27 protein-coding genes are annotated in these 24494 nt (G+C 63.5%); 13 read left to right on the top strand and 14 right to left on the bottom strand.

Going from position 1 to position 24494, the window contains the following annotated elements:
- The first annotated feature begins 3 nt into the window (after positions 1-3).
- Positions 4-444, top strand: coding sequence for a hypothetical protein (locus J2858_RS11230; protein ID WP_210104902.1), 441 nt, complete (start codon positions 4-6; stop codon positions 442-444).
- Positions 445-541: 97 nt separating this feature from the next.
- On the opposite strand, the gene J2858_RS11225 is transcribed toward J2858_RS11230, so the two are convergent.
- A complete protein-coding gene (locus J2858_RS11225) occupies positions 542-3076 on the bottom strand; it encodes a methyl-accepting chemotaxis protein (RefSeq protein ID WP_210104901.1) in 2535 nt (844 codons plus the stop codon).
- 252 nt (positions 3077-3328) lie between these two features.
- On the opposite strand from J2858_RS11225, the gene J2858_RS11220 reads away from it, so the two are divergent.
- From J2858_RS11220 to mobB, 3 genes are read left to right on the top strand one after another with little or no spacing between them, the layout of a single operon-like run.
- A complete protein-coding gene (locus tag J2858_RS11220; protein WP_210104900.1) occupies positions 3329-4249 on the top strand; it encodes a DMT family transporter in 921 nt (306 codons plus the stop codon).
- On the top strand, positions 4246-4881 hold the full coding sequence (gene mobA / locus J2858_RS11215) for a molybdenum cofactor guanylyltransferase MobA (protein ID WP_210104899.1): 636 nt from the start codon (positions 4246-4248) through the stop codon (positions 4879-4881). The genes J2858_RS11220 and mobA overlap by 4 nt, the downstream gene beginning before the upstream one ends.
- 1 nt (position 4882) lies before the next feature.
- Positions 4883-5422, top strand: a complete 540-nt coding sequence (mobB, locus tag J2858_RS11210; protein ID WP_210104898.1) for a molybdopterin-guanine dinucleotide biosynthesis protein B — start codon at positions 4883-4885, stop codon at positions 5420-5422.
- Positions 5423-5999: 577 nt separating this feature from the next.
- Here the strand turns inward: mobB and J2858_RS11205 are convergent.
- Together J2858_RS11205 and J2858_RS11200 are read right to left on the bottom strand one after the other, a co-directional pair.
- On the bottom strand, positions 6000-6704 hold the full coding sequence (locus tag J2858_RS11205) for a glycosyltransferase (protein WP_210104897.1): 705 nt from the start codon (positions 6702-6704) through the stop codon (positions 6000-6002).
- Between the two features lie 392 nt (positions 6705-7096).
- Positions 7097-9460, bottom strand: coding sequence for an OmpA family protein (locus tag J2858_RS11200; protein WP_210104896.1), 2364 nt, complete (start codon positions 9458-9460; stop codon positions 7097-7099).
- A gap of 278 nt (positions 9461-9738) precedes the next feature.
- Here J2858_RS11200 and J2858_RS11195 point away from each other — a divergent pair, with 278 nt between their 5' ends.
- Both J2858_RS11195 and J2858_RS11190 read left to right on the top strand, forming a co-directional pair.
- A complete protein-coding gene (locus J2858_RS11195) occupies positions 9739-10005 on the top strand; it encodes an usg protein (RefSeq protein WP_210104895.1) in 267 nt (88 codons plus the stop codon).
- Between the two features lie 81 nt (positions 10006-10086).
- A complete protein-coding gene (locus J2858_RS11190; RefSeq protein WP_210104894.1) occupies positions 10087-10905 on the top strand; it encodes a methyltransferase domain-containing protein in 819 nt (272 codons plus the stop codon).
- Positions 10906-10952: 47 nt separating this feature from the next.
- Here the strand turns inward: J2858_RS11190 and J2858_RS11185 are convergent, their stop codons facing one another.
- Positions 10953-11147, bottom strand: a complete 195-nt coding sequence (locus J2858_RS11185; protein WP_210104893.1) for a hypothetical protein — start codon at positions 11145-11147, stop codon at positions 10953-10955.
- A gap of 163 nt (positions 11148-11310) precedes the next feature.
- On the opposite strand from J2858_RS11185, the gene J2858_RS11180 reads away from it, so the two are divergent.
- Together J2858_RS11180 and J2858_RS11175 are read left to right on the top strand one after the other, a co-directional pair.
- Entirely contained in the window at positions 11311-11871 is a 561-nt protein-coding gene (locus J2858_RS11180; RefSeq protein ID WP_210104892.1) for a DinB family protein, read from the top strand.
- 3 nt (positions 11872-11874) lie between these two features.
- Positions 11875-12285 carry a CopD family protein gene (locus J2858_RS11175; RefSeq protein ID WP_210104891.1) on the top strand — a complete coding sequence of 137 codons (411 nt, stop codon included), beginning with the start codon at positions 11875-11877 and terminating at the stop codon, positions 12283-12285.
- A 72-nt stretch (positions 12286-12357) separates the two neighbouring features.
- Here J2858_RS11175 and J2858_RS11170 read toward each other — a convergent pair whose 3' ends face one another.
- The 4 genes from J2858_RS11170 to J2858_RS11155 are packed head-to-tail and all read right to left on the bottom strand — an operon-like array spanning position 12358 to position 16279.
- Positions 12358-13209 carry an ABC transporter ATP-binding protein gene (locus J2858_RS11170; RefSeq protein WP_210104890.1) on the bottom strand — a complete coding sequence of 284 codons (852 nt, stop codon included), beginning with the start codon at positions 13207-13209 and terminating at the stop codon, positions 12358-12360.
- 19 nt (positions 13210-13228) lie between these two features.
- Positions 13229-14059 (bottom strand): ABC transporter permease subunit, encoded by an 831-nt coding sequence (locus tag J2858_RS11165; protein WP_210104889.1) that lies wholly within the window; start codon positions 14057-14059, stop codon positions 13229-13231.
- A gap of 50 nt (positions 14060-14109) precedes the next feature.
- The gene (gene ssuD, locus J2858_RS11160; protein WP_210104888.1) at positions 14110-15285 is read right to left on the bottom strand and encodes an FMNH2-dependent alkanesulfonate monooxygenase; all 1176 of its coding nucleotides are present in this window, start codon (positions 15283-15285) and stop codon (positions 14110-14112) included.
- 28 nt (positions 15286-15313) lie between these two features.
- On the bottom strand, positions 15314-16279 hold the full coding sequence (locus tag J2858_RS11155) for an aliphatic sulfonate ABC transporter substrate-binding protein (RefSeq protein WP_210104887.1): 966 nt from the start codon (positions 16277-16279) through the stop codon (positions 15314-15316).
- A 295-nt stretch (positions 16280-16574) separates the two neighbouring features.
- Between J2858_RS11155 and J2858_RS11150 the strand changes: the two genes are divergently transcribed.
- The gene (locus tag J2858_RS11150) at positions 16575-17444 is read left to right on the top strand and encodes an NAD(P)-dependent oxidoreductase (protein ID WP_210104886.1); all 870 of its coding nucleotides are present in this window, start codon (positions 16575-16577) and stop codon (positions 17442-17444) included.
- 15 nt (positions 17445-17459) lie between these two features.
- On the opposite strand, the gene J2858_RS11145 is transcribed toward J2858_RS11150, so the two are convergent.
- From J2858_RS11145 to J2858_RS11125, 5 genes are all read right to left on the bottom strand, one after another.
- Positions 17460-18089, bottom strand: a complete 630-nt coding sequence (locus J2858_RS11145) for a zeta toxin family protein (RefSeq protein WP_281067730.1) — start codon at positions 18087-18089, stop codon at positions 17460-17462.
- Complete coding sequence (locus J2858_RS11140) at positions 18076-18276, bottom strand: hypothetical protein (protein WP_210104884.1); 201 nt, start codon at positions 18274-18276, stop codon at positions 18076-18078. The genes J2858_RS11145 and J2858_RS11140 overlap by 14 nt, the downstream gene beginning before the upstream one ends.
- 58 nt (positions 18277-18334) lie before the next feature.
- Positions 18335-18823 carry an Lrp/AsnC family transcriptional regulator gene (locus J2858_RS11135; RefSeq protein ID WP_210104883.1) on the bottom strand — a complete coding sequence of 163 codons (489 nt, stop codon included), beginning with the start codon at positions 18821-18823 and terminating at the stop codon, positions 18335-18337.
- A gap of 66 nt (positions 18824-18889) precedes the next feature.
- Positions 18890-19537: a uracil-DNA glycosylase family protein gene (locus J2858_RS11130; RefSeq protein WP_210104882.1), complete on the bottom strand. Its 648-nt coding sequence runs from the start codon at positions 19535-19537 to the stop codon at positions 18890-18892.
- The gene (locus tag J2858_RS11125; protein ID WP_210104881.1) at positions 19501-20130 is read right to left on the bottom strand and encodes a thermonuclease family protein; all 630 of its coding nucleotides are present in this window, start codon (positions 20128-20130) and stop codon (positions 19501-19503) included. The genes J2858_RS11130 and J2858_RS11125 overlap by 37 nt, the downstream gene beginning before the upstream one ends.
- 131 nt (positions 20131-20261) lie before the next feature.
- On the opposite strand from J2858_RS11125, the gene J2858_RS11120 reads away from it, so the two are divergent.
- The 4 genes from J2858_RS11120 to J2858_RS11105 all read left to right on the top strand — a co-directional run bounded on the left by J2858_RS11120 (position 20262) and on the right by J2858_RS11105 (position 23398).
- Positions 20262-21800: a sensor histidine kinase gene (locus J2858_RS11120; RefSeq protein ID WP_210105223.1), complete on the top strand. Its 1539-nt coding sequence runs from the start codon at positions 20262-20264 to the stop codon at positions 21798-21800.
- A gap of 406 nt (positions 21801-22206) precedes the next feature.
- Complete coding sequence (locus tag J2858_RS11115) at positions 22207-22473, top strand: DUF1488 domain-containing protein (RefSeq protein ID WP_210104880.1); 267 nt, start codon at positions 22207-22209, stop codon at positions 22471-22473.
- A gap of 51 nt (positions 22474-22524) precedes the next feature.
- The gene (locus J2858_RS11110) at positions 22525-22710 is read left to right on the top strand and encodes a hypothetical protein (protein ID WP_210104879.1); all 186 of its coding nucleotides are present in this window, start codon (positions 22525-22527) and stop codon (positions 22708-22710) included.
- A 130-nt stretch (positions 22711-22840) separates the two neighbouring features.
- Complete coding sequence (locus J2858_RS11105; protein ID WP_210104878.1) at positions 22841-23398, top strand: hypothetical protein; 558 nt, start codon at positions 22841-22843, stop codon at positions 23396-23398.
- Positions 23399-23501: 103 nt separating this feature from the next.
- On the opposite strand, the gene J2858_RS11100 is transcribed toward J2858_RS11105, so the two are convergent.
- On the bottom strand, positions 23502-24488 hold the full coding sequence (locus tag J2858_RS11100; RefSeq protein WP_210104877.1) for an aldo/keto reductase: 987 nt from the start codon (positions 24486-24488) through the stop codon (positions 23502-23504).
- Positions 24489-24494 lie beyond the last annotated feature (6 nt).

Genomic DNA, 24494 nt, shown 5'->3' with positions numbered 1-24494 from the left:
GGCATGACCGCACCGCCGCTTACCCGTCTCGCTTCCGTCGCCACAGACCTTGCATCGCGCCAGTGCGGCACCTGCACCTTCTGCTGCCATCTTCCGGATATCGAAGCGCTCGACAAACCGGCCAATACCGTCTGCCGCCACTGCGTCGAGGAGAAGGGCTGCACGATCTACGACAGCCGCCCATCACTCTGCCGGGATTTTCTCTGCCTCTGGCGCAGCTGCGAGGAGTTTGGCCCGGAATGGCAGCCGCAGCAGGCCGGAATGATGCTCTACCGCCAGGGCCCGCAAACCACCGTCCTCGTCGATCCCACCCGCCCCGACGCCCTTTCGCACGAACCCTATGCCACGCGCCTGCGCGCGCTCGCGGCCGATGCCGAACGCACCGGCGGCTATGTCATCGCATTTGTCGGAGACACGGTGACGAAGGTGAATGCCGTCCCGTAAAGCTCTTAGCGACCCGGTTCTGACTTGGCGTCAGAAAAACGAAAAAGCCGCCGCAGATCACGCCGCGACGGCTTTGCTGACATCCGAAAGTCGTGGGTTACGCCGCCCACTCCCGCCGTGCCCCGCCCGATACCGGCTCGCTGGTGCGAAAATGCTCGATCTTTTCCGACAGCGCCTCGACGCGGCCGCGAAGACCGTGGATCTCGGCATTGTTCTCCTCGACCATGGCGGCATTGCGCTGGGTGATGAGTTCCACCTCGCCGAGCGCATGGGTCACCTCGTTGATGCCGAGGGACTGTTCGCCGGTGGCGGCCGAAATGTCTGCGACGAGCTTCTGCACGGTGCCGATATGGCCGATGATCTCGCTCAGCGCCTCCCCGGTCTGCTCGACCAGCTGCACGCCGTTTTCCACCTGCCGGGCGCTTTCGGAAATCAGGCCCTTGATCTCCTTTGCCGAATTGGCGCTGCGCTGGGCGAGCTCGCGCACCTCCTGGGCCACCACCGCAAAGCCGCGGCCGGCTTCGCCCGCACGCGCCGCCTCGACGCCGGCATTCAGCGCCAGAAGATTGGTCTGGAAGGCGATTTCATCGATCACGCCGATAATCGTGCCGATCTTTTCCGAGGAGCGGCTGATCTCGCCCATCGCCGTAATGGCACTGGTGACGACCGCGCCGGAACGGGTGGCGAAGGCCTCGGTCTGATCGACGGATTGCGCCGTGCGCTTGGCGCTTTCGGCGGTGGCGCTGACGATCTGGCCAAGCTGGCGCAGCGCCCGCGTGCTCTCCTCGAGCGCTGCGGCCTGCTGCTCGGTGCGTCGGGCCAGATCGTCGGCGGATGCGGCGAGATTGCCGGTGCCGCTGTCGATGTCCCCTGCCACCAGCCGGACGTCCGAAAGGGTCGCGCGCAGCGTTGCCACGGCGCGGTTATAGGTGCGGGCCATCTCGACGAATTCCGCCGGCAGGTCCTCGCTCATCTGCCGTTCCAGGTCGCCATCGGCCAGCAGGTTAAGCACATCCGAGAGGGCGGAAAGCGCAAGACTCTGTTCGTTGGAGATCCGCGCCCGCTCGGCCGCGCGCCGGTCGGCCTCGGTCTGGCTTGCGGTGCGCGCCGCATTGGCTTCCTCTTCCAGCCGGACGTTTTCCAGCGCCGCATCGCGAAACACGCTGACCGAGCGGACCATGTCGCCGATCTCGTCGCCGCGCTCGCGCCCGTCGATCTTGACCTCAAGGTCGCCGCTCGCCAGCCGCGTCATGATGTCGGTCACCCGCCGCAGCGGACCGCGCAGCGTCTCCACCAACATCAGCGCCCCGATGATCGCCAGAAGCGTGCCGATCACGGTGGCCGCGACCGACAGATTGGCCGAGCGCTCGCTGTCCTGCTTGCCGGCCTCCTGCGCCTCGGCCACGAAATTCTTCAGCCCCGCCATGCCCTTTGCCAGCGTTTCCTCAGCCGTCGTGCGAGCCGCCTTCCACTCGCCGGAGAGCTGCAGGATGATCTCGCTGTTGCGGGTCAGCTGGTCGAGTTGCGGCGCAAGCTGCGGCGCAAACTCCCGCATGACCTCGTTCTTGACGCCAAGCGTGCTGACATTGCCGGCGGCCGCCGTCAGCCCGCGGATATCGGCCAGAACCTCCTCACGCGCCGGCGTGGTAAGCGTCACCCGCAGCCGCTCGGTATGCAGCTGCAACAGGTCGGTGAGCTGCAGGGACTTGCCGATCTCGGCAAGCAGGCTGCGCATCAGCTGCACGTCGTCTTCCAGGTTGGCAAAGCGGTCGGTGGCGGTTGCCGTGCTGCGCAGGACTTCCTGCCGAAACACCTCCTGCACTGGCGCAAAGGCTGCTACGGCCGCGCGCACGGCTGCTGCCTTTTCCGGCGCAGGCAGCGGTCCGGCAATCAGCTCCTGCAGTTTTTGCACCTGCAGCTTTACGCCATCCACCATGCGGGCGGACTTGGTCGTGCCGCGACCCTCGAGCTTCGGGAACTGCTTTTGCAGCACGCCGAGATAGGCGGATGCAGCCTTGATCGTCGTGTCGTCCTCGGCCACGCCGCGAATGGCATCGACAATGTTTTCGATATGGCGGTCGACCGTCTTCAGCACGAAGGCGTCAAACAGCGCGCCCTTGGCAAAGCGCTCCTTGCTTTCCGCTTCCTGGCGCACGGTGGTGATCTGCGCATTGACGGAGGAGGCCTGCGCGCGGATCCCGTCGACGCCTGCTTCCATCGCCTGTTCGGCACGGGTCATCTTGCGCCGGATCTCCCAAAGGGCCGCCGTCTGCTGTTGCAGCGCCGGCGCCGTCTGGCGCACCACCTCAAGCCGGCCCCGGTCGGCATCCGAGAGCTGCAACCCGTCAAGCGTCGTGACGCCCTTGCCCAGCCGGTCGATGCCTTCGCGCAGGCTGGCGAGATTGGCGCTTGAGGAATCGGCGAAGAACCCCAGGAGATCGGCCTGCAACTCTTCGAAGTCGCCGATGTTTTCAATGGTCGCCCGGGTCACGGTCATGTGGCCGTTCAGCATCCGTGCCGTATAAAAGCCGGCAAGACCGACACCCGCGATCAGCAGGATCAACGGTACGACGAAGAGCAGGACCTTGGTAACGATCCGGCGGCTCTGCAAGAGACGGTCCAGGAATGACATCGCACTACCCCGTGCTGCAACCCGGTCTGCCCGCATCGGCACCGGTCACGCGTCATTCCACCTCATGCGGAACGCAGGCAAAACTGGCCCATCAGCTATTGCGCATTCGTTAACATACGCCGCCCTCTGCCCATTTATGGGATAAAATACGACTATTAGTCGCAGCGGCTGCACGGACGGCTGGTCCACCTCACAGCGATGCTTTAAGCCCTTGCTAAAATCAGCTCGAAAAATCCGTCTAGGGAATTGGAAATGCCTCTGTCACCGAATGCGCGCGGCGCGCTGATGATGACGCTTGCCATGGGGGTCTTCACCACCAACGATGCCTTCGTGAAAATGGTAACGCCGGAAATGAATGTCGGCCAGATCATGTTTCTGCGGGGCACGATGACGCTGGTCATGCTGGTGCTTCTGGCCCGCCATTTCGGGCTTCTGCACCAGATCCGGCTGATGTTTTCACCCATCGTCATCCTGCGCTCCGCCTTCGAGATCGGGGCGGCCGTTACCTATATCTCGGCGCTCGCCCATATCGATCTGGCCGTCGCCGCCACCATCCTCCTGTCGCTGCCGCTCGCCGTCACCTTTGGCGCCTGGGCCGTCTTCAAGGAGCCCGTCGGCTGGCGGCGCTGGGTGGCCATCATCGTCGGCTTCATCGGCGTGCTGATCGTGCTGAGGCCAAGCCCGGAGGCTTTCGTGCCAGCCTCGCTGTTTGCCGTAATTGCCGTCCTCTTCACTGCCGGGCGCGACCTCACCACGCGGCGGATCCATACCGGCATCCCGACGCTTTTGGTTTCGCTGTTTGCGGCGCTCACCAATACGCTCTTCGGCGCCATCCTGATCATTCCGATGGGCGGCTGGAGCCCGGTCAGCGCCTCCGCGCTCGGGCATCTCGCCATTGCCTCGCTGCTTATCCTCGCCGGCTACCAGACCATCGTGATTGCCATGCGCTCCGGCGACATCTCGCTGGTCGCGCCCCTGCGCTATACGAGCCTGATCTTTTCGCTGACGCTCGGGTTCTATTTCTTCGGCGAGCGCCCGGACGGCTATATGGCGATCGGTGCAAGTCTCATCGTCGCCTCCGGCCTTTATGCCTTCTACCGCGAAAAGCGGCGGGTCCGCAGCCTTGCCGCCAGATCCATCCGCCCGACGGCAACTATTGACGAGGGTACATGATGTCGGAGCAGCCTCTTCTCCACAGACCGCCGGGCGTCATCCTGGCAGGCGGCCGCTCGAGCCGCATGGGGCGAGACAAGGCCCATGTCCTTTTGGGGGATCAGCCGCTCCTGTCCCACGCGGTTGCGCGCCTTGCCCCCCAGCTTTCGACGCTTGCCATCAATGCCCCGGAAGGGTTTACGCTCCCGGCCGATCTGCCCCGTGTGCCCGATACACTGCCCGGCCAGCGCGGCCCGCTTGCCGGCATTCTGACGGCCCTTCGCCACACAGCTGCCACGGCGCCGGCCGCGCAACATGTCCTCTGCGCCCCCGTCGACAGCCCTTTTCTGCCTGAAAATCTGGTCGAACGCCTGCAACAGGCCATCGACGAGGGCCACGACATTGCCGTTGCCGCCTCGCGCGGCGCGGAACACCCGGTCTGCGGCCTCTTTCCGGTGACAATCGCCAATGCGCTGCAGGCCTTTCTCGAAAGCCCGGAAAACCCGAGGGTCAAGGCGTTTCTCGCGCGCTATGACACGGTGACGGTGGCGTTTCCGGATCAGGCGACAGGTATCGGCCCGCTCGATCCCTTCCTCAATGTCAACACGCCGGACGACCTGCACATCGCCCATCGCTATCTCGAGGCTCTCTGACATGTCGGCACCCGACGAAAAACCCCGTATCTTCGGCATTTCTGGCTGGAAGAATTCCGGCAAGACGGGGCTTGCGGTGCGGCTCGTGGAAGAACTGACCCGGCGCGGCTTTCGCGTCTCCACCGTCAAGCACGCCCACCACGATTTCGATATCGACAAGGTCGGTGCCGACAGCTATCGCCATCGCCAGGCCGGCGCCCATGAGGTAGCGCTGGTGTCCGGCACGCGCTTTGCCATCATGCACGAGCTGCGCGGAGCCCCCGAGCCGAGTTTTGAAGACATCCTCGCCCGCCTTGCACCCTGCGACCTCGTCCTCATCGAGGGCTACAAGCGCGAGCCCGTGCCCAAGATCGAGGCGCGCCGGCTGGAGGCAAAGAGCCGCGAACCGCTTGCGCCGAGCGATCCCCACATCAAAGCCATCGCCGCCGACCACCCCGTCTCCGACACCGCCCTCCCGGTGTTCGATCTGAACGACACCGACGCCATCGCCGATTTCGTGCTCGACGTGGTGGGCCTTGGCAGGACGGCGCGCGACGCGTGACTTACTGCTCTTGCCTGTCACGACATGCCCGCCGCATCACGATGATCGTCGCGCAACCACCACTGCCGCCTGGCCCACCCTGTGGCGGGGACCCCGTAACCTCTTCCGATCCAGACTGTAACTGCGACACTCACCGAAAGACTTCGGCAATCCGGCTCAACCACATCCGACTGTGGGCCCGGACCTGAGACCGCTCGACCCGCAATCGGCGCAGAAAGGCAAAAACCGGCAGCGCGAAAGGCGATTTTCCGGGGCAGGTCGCGTCTGTCAGGCTCGATCACGGCAGCCATTGCGACCACCCCCCACACCGGACTCGCTGCTGTTGCGTAGACCAGTTCGAAAATCAGCCTTGTATGGAGAGGGTTGGGTCATATTTCCGCCCTCTCTCCCATAGCACCCTCAGTTTGCGAAGGCGCTTCTTCCACTTTTGCCAGCGGGTCCTGGGCGGCGCATGAGCCTCGGTCCCTCTGCCATTGATCAGAGCGCAATCAATGAAAAGCCGACCGCCACGCCGACGCACAGCCTCATTAAAGGCCACATGCTCGCAAACCTCACGGCCATCATCGCCAAGCCCCACTTAACGGCACCCGGAAATCGCGGAAAAGCGATAAAGACCCAATCCGCCAAAGGCACTTTCTACCTCCACACGCCCTTGATCTGGCGGCAGCGAAAAGGAGAGCGCTGTGACGAAGCGCGCAACGGCGTCCTCCCGGCTCATCTCCTTGGGGCGCTCGCGCACCTTCTTCCAAACATCGCCTGGGCAGAGCCTGGCATGACGTAAGGCCCACAGATCGTAATAGTTGTCCGCTTGATTGGCGAAGAGGCCAGCCCAGTCGCCGGTGTCGTTTTCGACAAGATTGAGCAGATAATCGACGGTGACGGTGGAATTGACGTCATCAAGGTCCAGCAGCAATAGAAAAGCATGCTGAGGATCCGCGACACAGGCTTCGGCGCGCTGCAGAATGGCATTGCGCAGATAGGCCAATCGAGCCGTCCGCCTGCGATAAATCCTGCCAATTCCATCCAGGCTGTCAAAGTAACAAGAGGGATGCTGTTTCGCGAAAGCCTTGAGAACTTCCTTTGTCCGATCAAGGGAATCGTTTTCGAGAAAGATGAAATGACTGCGGGAAAAACGCTCGGCCAGTTCCTCCAGCACCGGAAGCAACCGCGGCAGCGAGTGCGCGCAATCGCGAGCGAGACCGGCGATTACAATCTCCTTGTCAATCCGCCCTGCTTGCAAAGATCCGCCATCCAGCAATGGCTGCTGAAGCTGCAAGTTCACGGCGCCGTCCCTCTATTCACATTCTGGCCTGAATACGCGGCCATGGCTTGTTCCCTCAGCATTTGATCCGAACCCTCAATTTCCCCTATGAGCGGACTGACCGCCCACTTTTGACGGTGGGATAGCCAAGTTCCGGGACACCCGGAAGTCGGGATGCTGTTGCCGCAAGCCTCAGCCACTGCATAATCTTCACATCGAGCGCCTTGGTGGTCTCCTGCCAGACGTGCAGACGCGTCCCAGCCCGTACGATCGATGCGCCCACACATTGCTCTTCGCGATCTTCATCGCCGCGACATGGTGCTATTGGCGGGACTCATGAGTCGCGAGCCTAGCTCGCGCACGAAAAAGCCGCCGGATCTCTCCGGCGGCCATGATTGCAGTGCAGAAGTGCTTCAGCGATTCTGCGCGACTGGCTTCACCAGTGCGGTGATGCGGCGGATGGTGACGCGGCGGTTCTCCTGCGAGGGGCCCGCTGTGTTGACCTTGAGGTAACGCTCGCCATAGCCCTGCGTCGTCATGTTTTCCGGCGGAATGCCGTAGACTTCGCTCAGCACGACCGCCACCTGCTCGGCGCGCCGGTCAGACAGCACGAGGTTGCTCTCGTCGGAGCCCACGGCATCGGTATGGCCTTCGATGAGGAAGGTTTCGCTCGGGTCCTTCTTCAGCACCTCGTTGATGGCATCGGCCACCTTGCGCAGCGAGCGGGCCTGGCTCATCGGAATGTCGGCGCTGCCCGTTGCAAAGGTGATGGTATCGAGATCGATACGGCGCACCTTGTCACGGACGCGGGCCGAGTAGCGCACCTCGTCCAGCGTATAGACCCGTTCGACGCGCTCCACCGGCGGCTGTTCCAGGAACTTGTAATAGTCCCGGTCCGGATCCGTCGAGGTGTCGATGATGTACTGGTTGACCGGGATCGTCAGACGCATCGGCGGCAGATCGTAGGCCGGGTCGCGCCATTCATAGTCGGGGCCGCGGTCGTCGCGCTGGTCGCCGGCGTAGAACAGAACATATTCACGACCATCCCGCCCGATGCGCGAGCGCTGCACCACGTCGCCATAACGGTCGCGGATCGTCACGATCTGCACGCCATTGTCGCGATCGATGATTTCGCGGGTCCGGCCGCCGGGCAGGCGCTCGTATTCCGGCGTATAGCCGCTGTCGTAGAAGCGACGGCTGTCGTCGTGGCGGACGATGGTGCGGTTGTCGAAGTTGATGATGATGCGGCCGTCATCGGCCGGGCCACCGACATTGCGTCCATCGAAACCGGGCGGCAGGTCGTAGCGCGGGCGTTCGCGCATCCGCTCGCCGCGTTCGGCGGTAATCGCCTCGATGCGCACCGGCGGTGCGGCACGGCCGGCGGGGCCTGCCTGGGCATCGGCATCCGAGCGCGGCGGAGGCGGCAGCGGTGCGTTCGGATCAACGACCGGAACCGGTCCGCCACGCGGACCACCGTCGCGCGGCCCTGCCCCACGCGGTCCGCCGTCTCTTGGCGCACCATCACGGGGTTCACCATCGCGAGGGCCGGCAGGGCGTTGGCCGGCTACCGGCGGCGCTTCCTTGGCGCTGTCGAGAACGGCTGCGCCATTTTCTACCGGCAGAACGATCGGCTGCGTGCTGGAGGCCGGATTGTCGGCGATCTTGCGGGCCCGCTCGATCTGTTCAGGCGTCGTCGGCGAAGCAACGGTCGGGGCAACAGGGGTTGCGGCCTGGCCCGGTGCTGCCGGCTGGCCGGGAACCGGAGGCTGGCCCGGAACAGGGGGCTGACCGGGAACAGGCGGCTGGCCGGCAACGGGCGGCTTCGGCACGCCGGGACGAGCAGCGGGTGCGCCTTCAGGCGTCTGTGCGCCAGGGGCCGTCGGGCGGGCGGCGGGAGCCGGCGCTTCGCCGGAGAGCGGCGTTGCAGGACGCTCGGCCGGAGCCGGAGCCTCAGCGGGCGCCTCGCCGGCGGCCGGAGCCGGTTTGCCGGTTTCGCCCGGACGCTGCTGCTGGCGTGCCGGTGCTGTCTCCGACGGAGCGGCCGGTTCTGCAGCGGCCGGACGCTTCGGCTTTTCGCCGGCCGGCGCAGGAGGCGCTTCCGCGGCAGGCTTTTCGGCCGGAGCCGGCTTTTCCGCATCACCGGGGCGCGCGGCAGGCGAAGGCTTGCCGATCGGCGCGGGCTTTTCGGCCGGTGCAAGTGCAGGCTCTGCCGGCTTTTCACGCGCAGGCTTTGGCGCGACCGGCTTCGGTTCGACGGGTTGCGCGTCGGCAGGACGGGGCTCTGCCGGAGCCGCACGGGCCGGCGCCTGCGGCCGCTCGGCGGGCGCTTCCTGCTGGGCGGCACGCGGCTTCGGGGCCGCTTCCGGCGCTTCGCGCTGCGGCTCGGCCTTGGGTTCCGGACGTTGTTCGGCCCTGGGCGCCGGCTCGGCGCGCGGTGCAGGCTCTGCCCTCGGTTCCGGGCGCGGCTCGGCGCGGGGCTCAGGGCGTGGCTCGGCCTTCGGTTCCGGGCGCGCCTCTGCCTTCGGTTCCGGGCGGGCTTCCGGTGCGCCCCGTGCTGCGGGCTCTTCGCCGGCCGGTTTCTGGTGGCGCTTCTTTAGTTCCTCGGCGTCGGCCCCATCGGGCCCGCCCGGCTGCGCCTGCACGCGGATGAGATCCTGGGCCATCGCGGCCGGTTGCAGCGGCGGCATGGCGGGCATTGCCAGCGCCTGGGGCACCATCAGACTCATCGAGATCAGCGGCATTGCCACGCTCGCAAGATATCCGGTTCGCTTGGACATGTTTTCTCCTGATCGTCTTTATAACCACTCCCTGTGCGCCAGGTGCGGCGCGCTTAAACGGGGAGCGGTCTGGTTTGTTCCATCATCAGAATGACGCCTCACCGTCTGAACCGCAGATGAACCAGTTTGGCAGCAGCCGTTCAGATAGAGTGATAACATCATGATTTTGCACGGACATTTCGAAAATATTACGTCTTGTTAAGCCACGATTAAGCCTGCAGTGTTCCAATTTCGCTGACGCTGCGGCGTCATCAAGGCTCAACTCCAGGGGACACGATATGACACCCGAAATGGACATGATGCTGAAAGGCTACGGCCTCACCACCGCGCAGATCCTCTACCGCCTGCCCGATCATCCCACACTCTTGCAAACCTATATCTGGCAGCATTACGATCTTGCTCCGGATTTTCCTGAAATGCGGGGTTTCCTCAAATTCTGGCAGGAGAAGCTCGACGGGCCGCTGCATTCGGTGCGCTACGTCCATCGCAAGCTGATCGCCGCCAGCGAATGGCGCTCGCTTAAGGGCGAGTTCATCCTGCATTGAACGCGGGCCGCCGCTTGTCCTTGCCATTGGGTGGCACTTTGCTTAAATCCGGGCGCAACGGTTCGGAAAAAGAAGGCTGCCATGACCAAGATCGACGAAGACGCGCTGGCGGAAGCCTATAACCGGGCTCTCGCCCATGAGAAGGCGGGCGAAATCGATGCGGCCGTCGCCGCTTATGGCGAGGTTCTGGAGATCGATCCGGAAGATCACGGCGGCGCTTCGGTGCGCATCGCCTCGCTCGGGCGCGGCGAAACGCCACCCAAGGCGCCCGACGCCTATGTGGAAACGCTGTTTGACCAGCACGCGGAAAGCTTTGAGGACATCCTCGTCGCGCAGCTGGGCTATGATGTGCCGAAAATGGTGCTGCAGCGTCTGCAGGAGCGCGAGCTTGGCCCCTTCAAGCGCATGCTCGATCTCGGCTGCGGCACCGGGCTCACCGGCGGCACGCTGCGCGATCTCTGCGAGGATATTACCGGCATCGACATTTCCGAAAACATGGTCGAGATCGCCCATGAAAAGGATCTGTACGAAACGCTCTATGTCGCCGAAATCGAGGATTTCCTCGAAGACAATGATGACGAGCCCTTCGATCTCATCACCGCCACCGACGTGCTGCCTTATCTCGGCGCGCTGGAGCCGCTGTTTTTCGGCGCTGCCGAAAACATGGTCGATGGCGGCATTTTCGTCTTCTCGTCGGAAACGCTTTCCGAGGAAGCCATGGCCGGCCGTCCCTATATGGTCGGCCCCCACCAGCGCTTTGTCCATTCGCCCGCCTATATCCGCGAACGGCTGGCCGATACCGGCTTTTCCCTGATCGAGATGGAAGAGATCAATGTGCGGATGCAGGAGGGCAATCCGAGCCCCGGCCATCTGGTGATTGCCCGCCTCGCCCGGCAGTAACGCGGACGGCTCTTAGCCCTACGGCCGCCTGCGGAATCGACAGGACGCTAGCGAAACAGGGCGGAAAACGCCGCATGGATCACCGTTGCGCCACCGATCGGCGCAACGAAAAGCAGCACGAGGTTGACGCAGATCACCCAGAGCATCACCTTCTGCTCCTTTGCCGTCAGCGACCGGCGCCCCGGGTTTTGCGGCGGTGGGTCCGGGAGGCGGCGATAATAGCCGTTGAGGTCGAGAAACATTGCGGGGCCTCTTCTTTTCGAGACATCTGCCTTGGCTGAGCCTATCGCAAAGGCGACGGCCGGAAAACCCCGCTCGCTCTGCCCCCGCAATGAACCGCGGATCAGAACGGATCTAGCCAGCGCTGCCTGGCCACTCTAAATTGATCGGCAATCGGAGGGGACCATGACACCGAACCGCTATTTCCTCGTCCAGGCCTATAACAATGCCTGGGCCAATCATCGGCTTCTCGGCGCCTGCCGGACGCTGACGCCGCAGGAACTGCAGGTCACCCGCACGAGCTTCTTTCCCTCCATCCTGAAGACGCTGAACCATATCCTGACGGTGGACTGGTTTTACGTGAGCGCGCTTGAAGGCCGACCGATGGGTCCGTCCGCCTTCGAGCCGGAACTGCCCTTTCTCGACTTTACCGATCTGGAGCGCGAGCAACGCGCCATCGACCGCCGCCTGATCGATCACTGTCGCCAGATGACTCCGGATGATCTTGATCGCGAGGTGGTCATTCCGCGGCAGACGCATGAGCAGCGTGAACGGGCAGACCGGCTCCTGCTGCATCTCTTCCAGCACCAGATCCACCATCGCGGCCAGGTGCATGCCATGCTGTCGGGCACGCGCACGAAGCCGCCGCAACTGGATGAATTCTTCTGCGCCTCCGCCACCGATCAGGCGCTGCGCCGGGGCGATCTTACCGAACTCGGCTTTTCCGAAACACAGATCTGGGATTGATCAATGCTGTATTTCCTCTTCAAGGCGCTTCACGTCGCCTCCGATATCATCTGGGTCGGCGGCATGCTGATCAATGCCTTCGTCATCGGCATGGTGCCGGCGCCGATCCGCACCGGCGTCATCAGCGCGCTGCGCCGCTATGACCGGATCGTCACCACCGGCGCGCTCGCCGGCGCCTGGATCTTCGGCCTGATCCTCGCCTTCGGCTATGTCGGCTTTACCGGCGGCTGGCTGCATTTGAAGCTGTTGATCGTCGTCCTCTTGTCCGCCCTCCACGGCATGCAGAGCGCCTGGCTGCGCCGCATGGAGGCCGATCCGCTTCTCGACCCGCCAGCCTTCGTCGCCAAGGGCATGCCGATCGTGCTGGTTTCGGTGGTGATCGTCGTCGGCCTTGCCATCATCAAGCCGTTCTGAGAGGCGGCCGCTTGCCGGGCGAGGCGAATGCGCCTCGCCGACTGCGTCCCCTTGCCTACTGCGTTCCCTCACCTACTGCGTTCCCAGGATCGCCGACAGAAGCCGTCCTTCCAGACGCGCCAGTTCCGGGTCGCCATGCTCGCGCGGATGCGCCTGCGGCACGTCGAGATCGAGCATCACCCGCCCCTCGTCGAGCACGATCACCCGGTCGGCCAGATGCACGGCCTCGTTGACGTCATGCGTCACGAGTACAGCGGTGAAGCCGAGCTCGCGCCAGACGCGGGACACAAGCTGCTGCATGCCGATCCGCGTTAACGCATCGAGCGCGCCGAGCGGCTCGTCAAGTGCCAGAAACCCCGGCCGGCTGACCAGAGCGCGTGCCAGAGCCACCCGCTGCCGCTGGCCGCCAGAAAGACTGGCCGGCCAGTCGAGCGCCTTGTCGCGCAGATGCATTTCCCACAGCACCTGCTCGGCCCGTGCCCGCGCCTCGGCACGCGAAATCCCCTCGCCGAGCCCCACGCCGACATTGTCGATCACGTTGAACCAAGGCAGCAGACGCGGCTCCTGGAACATGATGCGGGCCTCCGGCCCAATCGCCCGGCCCTCTTCATCGGTGAAGACGATGTCGCCGCTGCTTGCCGTTTCCAGGCCCACCAGCAGCCTCAGCAGCGTGCTCTTGCCGCAGCCGCTCTTGCCGACGATCGCCACGAACTGGCCGGCGGGAATGACGAGGTCGATGCCGCGCAGCACGCGGTTTGCCCCGAAGCTTTTTTCAACGCCGCGCAGTGTCAGCACCGCAGCCTTTGCCGGAGCACCCGGCTGGGGGACCGGCGAAGCGGCCCGGCCGGTCCTCAAATTTGTCCTCGTGTCGGTCTCAGGCTCGGTCAGCAGCGACAGCGTCGTATGAAAGGGGGCAATCGACATGGTGTTCTCACTTTCCGGCTCAGCGTTGATAGGCAGCGTTCCAGGACAGCGTCCAGCGCTCCAGGGACCGGGCGATCACGTCGGCGAGCTTGCCGAGCACGGCATAGATAACGAGCGCCAGCACCACGACATCGGTCATCATGAATTCACGGGCATTGTTGGCCATGTAGCCGATGCCGGACGAGGCGGCGATCGATTCCGACACGATGAGCGTCAGCCACATGATGCCGAGCGCATAGCGCAGCCCGACGAAAATCGAGGGCAGCGCGCCCGGGAAGATCACCTTGGAAAACAGCGACCAGTTGCTCATGCCATAGATGCGGCCCATCTCGATCAGCCCGCGGTCGACATTGCGCACGCCGTGATAGGTGTTGAGATAGATCGGAAACAGAACGCCGAGAGAGGTCAGAAACAGCTTTGCCTCCTCGCCGATGCCGAACCACAGGATGACGAGCGGAATCATCGCCAGATGCGGAATGGTGCGGATCATCTGCAGCGTCGTGTCGGTCAGCTGCTCCGACAGTTTCGACACGCCGTTGGCGATGCCGAGCAGGAAGCCGATCGACCCGCCGATGGCAAGTCCTGCGAGCGCCCGGGCGCCGCTCACGAGAATATTATGACCAAGGCTGCCATCGGCCGCTTCCGACCAGAAGGCCTGCGTGACGGCAACCGGCGACGGCATCACCCGGTCGGAGATGAGCCCGAGCGAAGATCCCGCCTGCCATAACAGGACAAGAGCCAGCGGCACGGCAAAAGGCAGCAGGCGTTCGCGATCAAGTCTTGGGAGGCGAAGGGAACGAGGCTTGCTGCCTGTGACGGTGCGGCCGGCCTCGATATCGATGCTGGTCATGGCGGGATCTCCTGGGACGGAACGTGGTGGGTGGATCGGCTGGCGCCCTCTCAAGAGGCCGCAACCGCCTTCAGTGTCTGGTGGCCGCCACCGGCAAACACCGCCTTTTGTGAAAATTCCGAGCCAAAGCCGGTCGGCTGTTCGGGCCGGGCAATGCCGAGCTCCGGAAACAGCAGTTCCGCCACCCGGTAGGCTTCTTCCAGATGCGGATAGCCGGAGCCGATCACCGTCTCGATGCCGATCTCCTGGTATTCCCGCAGCCTGGCCGCCACCGTCTTCGGCGAGCCGACGAGAGCGGTGCCTGCACCGGAGCGCACCAGGCCGATGCCGGCCCAGAGATTGGGCGAGACTTCCAGACGGTCGCGGCGGCCGCCATGCAGCGCCGCCATTCGCTTCTGGCCAACCGAATCGGACGATTTTTCGAAATGCGCCTGGGCCTTGGCAATCGTCTCGTCGTCGAGCTTCGAAATCAGCCGGTCGGCCGCCTCGAAAGCCTCGTCATCGGTTTCGCGCACGATGAAATGCAACCGGATGCCGAAGGATACCTCGCGGCCCTTGGCGGCGGCGGACTTGCGCACCCGCGCCACCTTTTCCGCCACCTGCTCCGGCGGTTCGCCCCAGGTCAGGTACTTGTCGGCGCGCCCCGTCGAAAACTCGATACCGGCATCGGAAGAGCCGCCGAAATAAAGCGGCGGGCGCGGCTGCTGGATGGAGGGAAAGCCGAGACGGGCCTCCTTCGCCTGCACATATTTGCCGTCGAGATCGGCCTTGCCAGTGGCGAGCAGATCCTCGAATACCTGGAAGAATTCCTCCGCATGGGCATAGCGTTCGTCATGCGGATGAAATATCCCGTCGCCGGCCAGTTCCGCCGGACTGCCGCCCACCACGATATTGAGGAGCAGCCGGCCGCCCGAGATGCGGTCGAGCGTCGAGGCCAAGCGGGCATAATAGGCAGGCGATGCCGTGCCAGGGCGAATGGCGACCAGAAACTTCAGCTTCTCCGTAAACGGCGCAAGCGAGGCGGCGGTCACAAAACTTTCCTCGCAGGACACGCCGGTCGGCAACAGCACGCCGCTATAGCCGAGCCGGTCGACGGCCACGGCAATCTCGCGCAGGTAGCGGTTGTCGGGCGCGCGGTTGAGATCGCTGGCACCGATATAGGTGCCATCGCCGCTGGTCGGAATGAACCACAGGAAGTCGATGGGCTTCTGGGCGTTACGGGTCATGTATCAGGCCTCCAGGCTGCGGATCGGTTCAGCTGGCCTTCGGGCGCCAGACGATATCGGTGATGGTGAGTTTCTTCGGCAGGATCTTCAGCTCGAAGAACTCGTCCGCCAGCGCCTGCTGATAGGCGATGGCCGCATCCGACACGGTATCGACGGCGCCGAGATCAAAGCCTGCGCGGGTGAGCGTGATGCGGGTCACATCCTCCGGCACGCCGGTGATCGCAGACAGCGCCGGCACGGTGGTGGCAAGATCGGCCTGCGCCCGCTTGCCGACCTTCGACAGCTCGCCGAAAATCTCCGGAATGAGGTCGCCATGCTCCTTTGCGAAGTCGCCATTGGCAAGGAAATAGCTCCAGCTGTCGACGATGCCTTCGGCTGTCGTCAGCACCCGCGTCTGCGGATCTGCTTCGGCGACGGCCGTGTACGGATCCCAGATCGACCAGGCATCGATGCTGCCGGTCTTGAAGGCCGCTGCCGCATCCGGCGGCGCCAGATCAACGAGCGTCACGTCGGAAAGCGACAGGCCAGCCTTGCGCAGCGCCTGGACCGCCACGTTATGGGCGCTCGAGCCACGCTTGAAGGCAAGCTTCTTGCCCTTGAGGTCGGCAAGCGTGCGGATCGGTGAATCCTTGTTGACGAGAATGGCCGAGCCTGCCGCGCTTCCCTTATAGGTGCCGATATAGACGAGGTTTCCGCGGGCCGCCTGGGCAAACAGCGGCGGTACGTCGCCGGTCGGTCCAAGATCCAGCGCGCCGGCGCCCAGTGCCTCAAGCAGCGGCGGGCCGGAAGAGAATTCCGACCAGGTGATCTGGACGCCGCGGTCGGCAAACAGCTTTTCCAGCGCGCCCTGGCTCTTGGCGAGCGCGAGCACGCCATTCTTCTGCCAGCCGATGCGCAGCGTCTTCGGCAATGCCGCCTGAGCCCCCCGTGCGAGCGGCAATGTGGCGGCCGCCGCCGCGCCCATCAGTCCCAGTACCTGTCTGCGATTGACCATGATCCATCCCCTTCCTGCGTCCGATGTCGGACTTGCACCTTTCAAGGCTGCGGCCGTCCGCCGTCGCCTTCTCATGCGCTTATGTTCCATCAACCCATAGAATTGATCGACATTATTTCATTCCGAAATACACATATATTGGGAGAAATTTTTCCAAGCTTTCCGAGGTTCTGCGCCAAGAAACCCGAAGCGGCGATTTTCTCGATGCGCCGGTCAGCGCTCTGCTTTCACCGCAGACCGCTTTCCGATCCGGATGATTTCAGCTAATCATCGCCCATCACAGTTGGAGCATGACATGGCGAAAGTTGCATTCATCGGTCTCGGCGTCATGGGTTTCCCCATGGCAGGTTATCTGAAGGAAAAGGGCGGCCACGCGGTCACGGTCTACAACCGCACCGCCGCCAAGGCGGATGCCTGGGCGAAAAAGTTCGGCGGCGCCTCTGCCCCCACCCCGCGCGCGGCAGCCGAAGATGCCGATTTCGTCTTCACCTGCGTCGGCAATGACGATGATCTGCGCTCGGTCACGCTCGGTGAAACCGGCGTGCTTGCCGGCATGAAGCCCGGCGCCATCCTCATCGACAATACCACGGCCTCTGCCGAAGTTGCCCGCGAGCTTTACGCCGCAGCGACCGCAAAAGGCTGCGGCTTTATCGATGCGCCGGTCTCGGGCGGCCAGGCGGGCGCCGAAAACGGCGTGCTGACCGTCATGTGCGGCGGCGATGCGGAGGTCTTTGAAAAGGCGCGGCCGGTCATCGATGCCTATGCCCGCATGGTCGGCCTGATGGGTCCGGCCGGATCCGGCCAGCTCACGAAGATGGTCAACCAGATCTGCATCGCCGGCGTCGTACAAGGCCTTGCCGAAGGGATTCACTTTGGCAAGAAAGCCGGCCTTGATATTGAAAAGGTTATCGAAGTCATCTCCAAGGGGGCTGCCGGCTCCTGGCAGATGGAAAACCGCTACAAGACGATGAATGCTGGCACCTACACGTTCGGCTTTGCCGTCGACTGGATGCGCAAGGATCTCGACATCGTGCTGACCGAAGCCAAGCGCAACGGTGCGACGCTTCCCGTCACCGCCGTTGTCGACCAGTTCTATGGCGAAGTACAGAAGCTTGGCGGCAATCGCTGGGATACGTCCTCGCTGCTCGCCCGGCTGGAAAAATAGCCGGACCGACCGGCTCTACCCGACCAACAGGTCCTCGGCGCGCATCGACAGCGCCGGGGCGACACAGGCCGCGATCCTGCTGTCGAAGGGCCGCGTGCGGGAGAGCGAGTTGGTGGCGATGGTGCCCGCCGCAAGCTCCAGCACCAGCCGATAGCCCTCTGCACTGCTGTTGTCGTACACCGAGACGGCATCGCAGACGCCGGCCACTTCACCAAGATTTCGAAAGGTAGCCTCGTACCGCCGGCGGATAGCCTCTTCCGGAATGGCGTGTCCACCCATGCGAACGCGTTGCGCCACACGCAGAACATGCAGATCGGCGGATTCGAGGGCGATGAACACCAGCAGCGTCCGATATCCGATCTTTTGAGCGCGCCTCAACAGGTTGACAGACTGCCGGCTGCTCAAGGTCGTCTCGTAGGCGAAATCCTCCCGACCAGCCAATAGCCGATCGATCGTATCGAGCACCCGCCTGCCCGCTTCCAGCGAGGCCGATTCCGGACGATGGGCATCAATCGTCTTTGCTACTTCGTCGGCATTGACGAACTGGCCAGGCAGTTGAAGTCTTCGATAGAGGGATGTTTTTCCGGCACCGTTTGGTCCGCCGAGCACCATGCATTCAGGCGCCGGCCGATCACTCTGCGGCATCGGCGCCGGTCTCGCCGATGGGAACCGCGACAACCGCCTTGCGGCCGTCGGGGAATTCTTCGATCACGCGCCCCTGTTGATCCGCATAAAAAGACGATACGCCGAGGGCGCGCGCCTTCGACCGTTCCTCGGATCCAATCTGCCCCACGTCCTGCGTGGCGGATTTCAGCACGTCAAGCATACGCATCGGCGAAATCTCCGTTCAGCGAAAGTCTAACGCAGACAGGGGCCAAAGGCCAGCAGACTCAATCCTCCCCGGCCTTCTGGTTGTCCAACAGCATGTAATCCAGCGGCAGCTCGGTCGTGTACTTGATCTGCTCCATGGCGAAGGCGGAGGAGACGTCGCGGATTTCAATGCGGGCGATCATCCGCTTGTAGAAGGCGTCATAGGCGGCGATATCGGGCACGACGACGCGCAGCAGATAGTCGACGTCGCCGCTCATGCGGTAGAATTCCACCACTTCGGGAAAATCAGCCACCACTTCCGAAAACCGCTTCAGCCATTCGATGGAGTGGCTGGCAGTGCGGATCGACACGAAAACCGTGACCTTGGTGTTGACCTTGACCGGATCGAGCAGCGCCACGCGCCGACGAATGACGCCGTCTTCCTCCATCTTCTGGATGCGGCGCCAGCAGGGCGTCGTGGACAGGCCGACCTTCTTGGCGAGATCGGCGACGGCAAGCGTCGAATCCTCCTGCAGGATGCGCAGAATTTTGCGGTCTAGACGGTCCATATTCACTCCTTCGGGGATTCTTTTTCTTCTTAGCGCGAAAAATTGAGGATGTAACCGAAATTCGTTTCAACGCACCAGACTGTCCACATGCTGGCGCAGCACCGGCAGAAGCTCGGCCTCAAACCAGGCATTCTTCTTCAGCCACCCGCTGTTTCGCCAGCTCGGATGCGGCAGCGCCATCACTTTCGGGCCGTCATTGGCAAAGAAGCCGGCGCGCCAGTTGGCAACCGTCGCCGTCATCGTCTTTTGCACCCGCCCCGGCATATGCCAGGACTGCGCATAGGCCCCGACAGCGAGCACCAGTTCGATCTGCGGCATGGCATCGATCACCGCCCTCCTCCACATCGGCGCACATTCGATGCGTGGAGGCAGATCGCTGCCGCGCGCATCATAGCCCGGAAAGCAGAAGCCCATGGGCACGATGGCAAAGCGGTCCGCATCGTAAAATTCCTCCCGCGTCACGGACAGCCATTGGCGCAGGCGGTCGCCGGAGGCATCGTTGAACGGCAGGCCGCTTTCATGCACCCGAAGTCCCGGCGCCTGCCCCGCAATCAGCACCTTTGCCCGCGTCGAGAGAACAACAACCGGACGCGGCTCATGGGCAAGGCGATCCGCAATGCCGCGCACCGGCACATCGCGACAGATGCGGCAGCCGGTGATGGCGTGCCGGAGCAGGCTCAGCCGCTCTTCGCCGGCGCTGTTGGAGCTATCCAAAGCGTCTGAAGAAACCGCATTATCCACTGCCAAACCTGCCCCGCCTCGTCCTCATCCTGTGCCATTCCCTGTCTTTCGCGCCAAAGGCGCGGCATCTCGAACTGTGCCTGCCAGAGGCCGGCGTGATCCTTCTGCGCGAGCGCCTGTTCGTGGCCATAGGGTCCACCACCGCTTGCCACCGCCATGCCGGCACGCACCATGGCGGCATTGATGCTCCCCTGGTCGCTTGTACAATTTACGAGAAGACGGCCATAGCGATCAACCGAGCTGCCGCGACATTCCGGCGCACCGGCAGCCATCAGCTGCGCCAGCGCCTTGCGCGCCTGCCTGCCGCACGGCCAGCCGTTGGCGCCCAAGGTTTCCACACCACAGGTCTGCGCCAGCTCCGGCGCATCGATGCCGGCAAGCCGCAGCCGCTGCTGGCCGAGCGCCAGCGTGTCGCCATCCACCACCCGGAACGGCCCGGTGAGCCGAGTCTCTTCGCGCCGCAGCAGCATCGTCAAGGTGCCCAGCAACAGAACCAGGCACAGCACCGCCCCGGCCGTACGCCCATTGCGCAAAACAATGCGGTCCTTGCGGCGGATTGTCGTCACCGGTCGGCCTCAATTGCAAACGCATCCTTGGCAGGCATGGCAAACAGATCCTTTCTGGCAGATCGACATTGTCAGGAACTTCTTAAGATTTGGATCCTATGCTCGCCTGATCCGGAAGAGTACCCATGGCCATGAGTAGCGGCGTCAGCACCTCCACAGACAAGATCATCGTGGACCGTTCCCGCGCACACCGCAACAAGGCGGTGTCGAAAGCCGTGCGCGCCATGCGCGAGCGCCTGCAGTCGAGCGGCAAGGGGCCGCTGGTTTTCGATCGCGAGACGCTGGCGCTCCATATCAATACCATGCTGCAGGGCGCCATGATCATGCCGGTGTTTATCATCGTCGTGGCCGCCATCGGCATTTATATCAGCGGCGATGCGCGCCTGTTTCCCTGGGCGCTGCTGACACTGGCCGTGCATTCGATCAATCTTCTTCTCGCCCGCCGCGCCGCGCGCCTCGACTGGACGGTGACCGCCACGGAAAAGTGGCGCCTGCGGCTTCTGGTCGCGCAATTTCTCTTCGGCTGCTGCTTTGCCGTCTTCACCCTGTCGGATTGTGCCGCCTGCGGCAGCAGCGGAAGCTTCTACTTTTACAAGGGCGCGGTGCTGCTGGTGGCGATCTCCATCACCGCCATGGCTAATGTCATGCTGCGCCAGGCGCTGCTGCTGGCCTTTATGCCAGCCGTCGTGACGCTTGCGGCCGGTGCGGCCTGGTCGGGCAATGTCTTCGATCTCGGCCTTGCCGGGCTTTGCGCCACAGCGCTTGCGCTGTTTCATTATATTTCCGACCGGCTGCATCGCTCGTCCCTGACGCTCATGTCCTACCAGTCGGAAAAGGACGATCTGATTGCGGAACTGGAAGTGGCAAAGTCGATGTCCGACGAGGCACGGCGGCGCGCCGAGGAGGCAAACCTTGCCAAGTCGCGCTTCCTCGCATCCATGTCGCACGAGCTGCGCACGCCGCTCAACGCCATCCTGGGCTTTTCCGAGGTGATGAGCAGCGAAGTGCTCGGCCCCCTGCAGAACCCCACCTACCGGGAATATGCCGGCGATATCCACCGCTCCGGCCAGCACCTGCTCAACCTCATCAACGAGATTCTCGATCTGTCGCGCATTGAGGCCGGCCGCTACGAACTCAACGAGGAAGCGCTGTCGCTTTTGGAAATCGCAGAAGATTGCATCGGCATGGTGCAGCTGCGCGCGCGCGCCAAGAACATCAGCATCCAGCAGCAGTTCGAGCCGAACCTGCCGCAGGTCTGGGCGGATGAAAAATCGATCCGCCAGGTGCTGCTCAATCTTCTCTCCAACGCGGTCAAGTTCACCAGCCAGGGCGGCACCGTCACCGTGAAGGTCGGCTGGACGGCGGGCGGCGGCCAGTACGTCGCCATCAAGGACAATGGACCGGGCATTGCGGAAGAGGAAATCCCGGTCGTGCTGTCCGCCTTCGGTCAGGGCTCCATCGCAATCAAGAGCGCCGAACAGGGCACCGGGCTCGGGCTTCCCATCGTCCAGGCCATCCTTGCCAAGCATGACGGCCAGTTCATCCTGAAATCGCAGCTGCGCGAAGGCACCGAAGCCATCGCCATCCTGCCGGCAACCCGCGTGCTGCAATCGCTTGCCCCGGTTGCCGGCACACCGGCCGTAGAGCCGCGGCGCAGAAGTTTCGGCTGATCACGATAGATTGCGGCGCCTGATTGGCGCATTCCGCCTCACCGGCCATTTGGCAATGGACTTGCAGGCCCATCTGTGCGCTAATCGCGAAGAAAGGCCTTTTGCCTTTGCCGTCGGCCGGAACGCCGCTGCTTTCACACCTTTCCGCGCGAACCAGACGCTCATCGCGGCATGCGTCGCGAACAGGTGAAGCCTTCGTCATGTTGAAAAATCCGACGTGCGGCGCAAACAGATGTCCCGCCAGCGTGATGTGCGCCCGCTCAAGGCCCAGACCTTTTCGCGCGGAACGCCCGCCTGTCATGGATGTCTCCGTGTTGCAAAACCACCCGGCGCCGTCCCGATATTGCGCCCATTTACTGACCGTCATGCCCACGTGTCGTGAGGCGACCTCCCGAAAGAAGTTTCGATGCCCCTTGAGTTTCCAAACCGTAGCCGCAGCTTTGATGAAGCCAGGCAGACCGTCCGCTTCCAGGGCTATGACGGCATGTTCGAGGTGCGCTTTCTCGTCGAAGCCGCTGCCCTCCTCAAAAGTGCGGCAGGACGCCCTGTGGTCGAAGCCGACTGCCTGCATGCCTTCGATACGGCGCGCACCACCATCCAGGATGCCGCGCTTAAGCTTTACAAGCGCAACCGGCGTTCGATGTACACGCTCACGGCCACGGACCTGAAATAAAGCCCTCTCGCCCGCCCTTATCACCAATCTTAGCGCATGTCGGAGAACACCATGATCAAGTTTGAAAACGCTCGGCCGGATACGTCGCCCAGCCTCGAGGAGAAGACGGCGCTGGGGAAAAAACTCGCCACTGACACCGCTGAAGTCGATGGTTCCGGCGCGAGGAAGCGCAGCACGCCGGCCGCAAGACCGGCGAAAGATCCAAAGGCGCCGCCGTCGGACATGCTTGATCTCTGATGCATGCCAAGGCCGAACGCGTTTTGCCTGCATCGGCCACCGCGACTGTCCGAATCAAGGGTGCAGGACTCGTCTCCACCCAGGCCGTCGAACCCTAAATCGAACAAAGCTTGCAGACAGGAATACGCCCATGAACCCGCGCCACCCGGATGGACCGGCAGTGACCATGCCCGATGCCCCGGAACAGTCCGGCAAACCGCGGCTCATCGAAACCGCCCAGGCCCAGCTGTCAAACCTTCGCGCACGCATTGCCGCAACGGTTGCGGCCGCGCAGTCCGAGCGGGAGTTCGAACGGCAACGTGCCGCCGATCGCGTCAGCGCCGAACTGCGCAAGGCGCAGGCCAAGGCCAAGGCCGCCCTCCTGTCGCTATTGAACGATGATGTGCTCATCAATGTCATCGGCAAGCATGCAAGCCTCGGTGAACTGAATGTCGGCACCCTCAAGGTCACCAAGCACGGCATCGAACTGTTTCGCAGCGGTGGCGTGGGTGCAGCTCATACCGTCGGCGAACGGCTGGACATTCGCTTCGACGGCGCCATTCTCCAGGCCGGCCAGCAGTTGAAATCGAACGAATTCCGCAGCCGCGTCGCCGACCTGCTTACGCAGGGGATCAAGATCGAAGGGGCCTATGATGCCTCGGCGCAGGGGCTGTTCATCACCTTCGACTACGAAAAGGCGCTCGGCTAAAGGCCGGAGCTGTGCGCCAAGCGTGCGGCGATCTCGCCGGCCGGGAGCACGCAAAGACCGATCCGCCGCGCCCGAACGAGCCCGGCGGATCCGATTCCATCGCCTACCAGGCGTGGTGGACGTGCGGTGCAATGCGGCTTTCATACAGCGCGCGAAGCGCCGCCATCGTTTCGGCCGACAGGGCGGGCAGATCGCTTGCCTGCGCATTGCCCCTGGCCTGCGCCGCGTTCTTTGCGCCCGGAATGACGGTCGAGACGGCATCGCTCATCAGGATATAGCGCAGCGCAAACTGCGCCATGGTCTCGTTTTCCCGCACCAGGGGACGGATCTCCTCGACGGCCGACAGCGCGACATCATAGGGCACGCCGGCAAAGGTCTCGCCCTTGTCAAAAGCCTCGCCATGACGGTTGAAGGCGCGGTGGTCGTCTTTGGCAAAAGCGGTGTCAGTGCTCATCTTGCCGGTCAGCAGACCGGAGGCCAGCGGCACGCGCACGATGATCGCCACATCCTTCGTCTTTGCCTCGCGGAAGAATAGCTCCGCCGGGCGCTGGCGAAAAATGTTGTAGATGATCTGCACCGAGGCAACGCCCGGATAGGCGATTGCCTTCAACCCCTCCTCGACCTTTTCCACCGAGACGCCGTAATGGCGGATTTTTCCGGCCTCGATCATTCTCTCCATCGCCTCGAACACGTCCGGCCGGTAATAGACCTCCGTCGGCGGGCAGTGCAGTTGCACGAGGTCGAGGCAATCGGTTTCGAGATTCTTCAGCGAGCGCTCGACAAAGCCGGTGAGGTTTTCCGCCGTATAGCCCTCCGCCACATGTGGAGAGAGCCGGCGCCCGGCCTTTGTCGCAACGTAAGGCCGCTCGCCGCCGCGCGCCTTCAGCACGCCGGCAATGATCTTTTCCGAGCGTCCGTCGCCATAGACATCCGCCGTGTCGATGAAGGTCGTGCCGGCGTCGAGGGCCGCGTTCAGCGCCGCGCGCGCATCCTCTTCCGAGACGTCGCCCCACGATCCGCCGATCGCCCAGGCGCCGAATCCGATACCCGAAACCGTGCGGCCGGTTTTCCCAAATGTCCTGTATTGCATGTCTGT

Source organism: Neorhizobium galegae (assembly GCF_017877135.1).
Classification (GTDB): domain Bacteria; phylum Pseudomonadota; class Alphaproteobacteria; order Rhizobiales; family Rhizobiaceae; genus Neorhizobium; species Neorhizobium galegae_A.
This window is presented reverse-complemented; position numbering and strand designations above follow the sequence as displayed.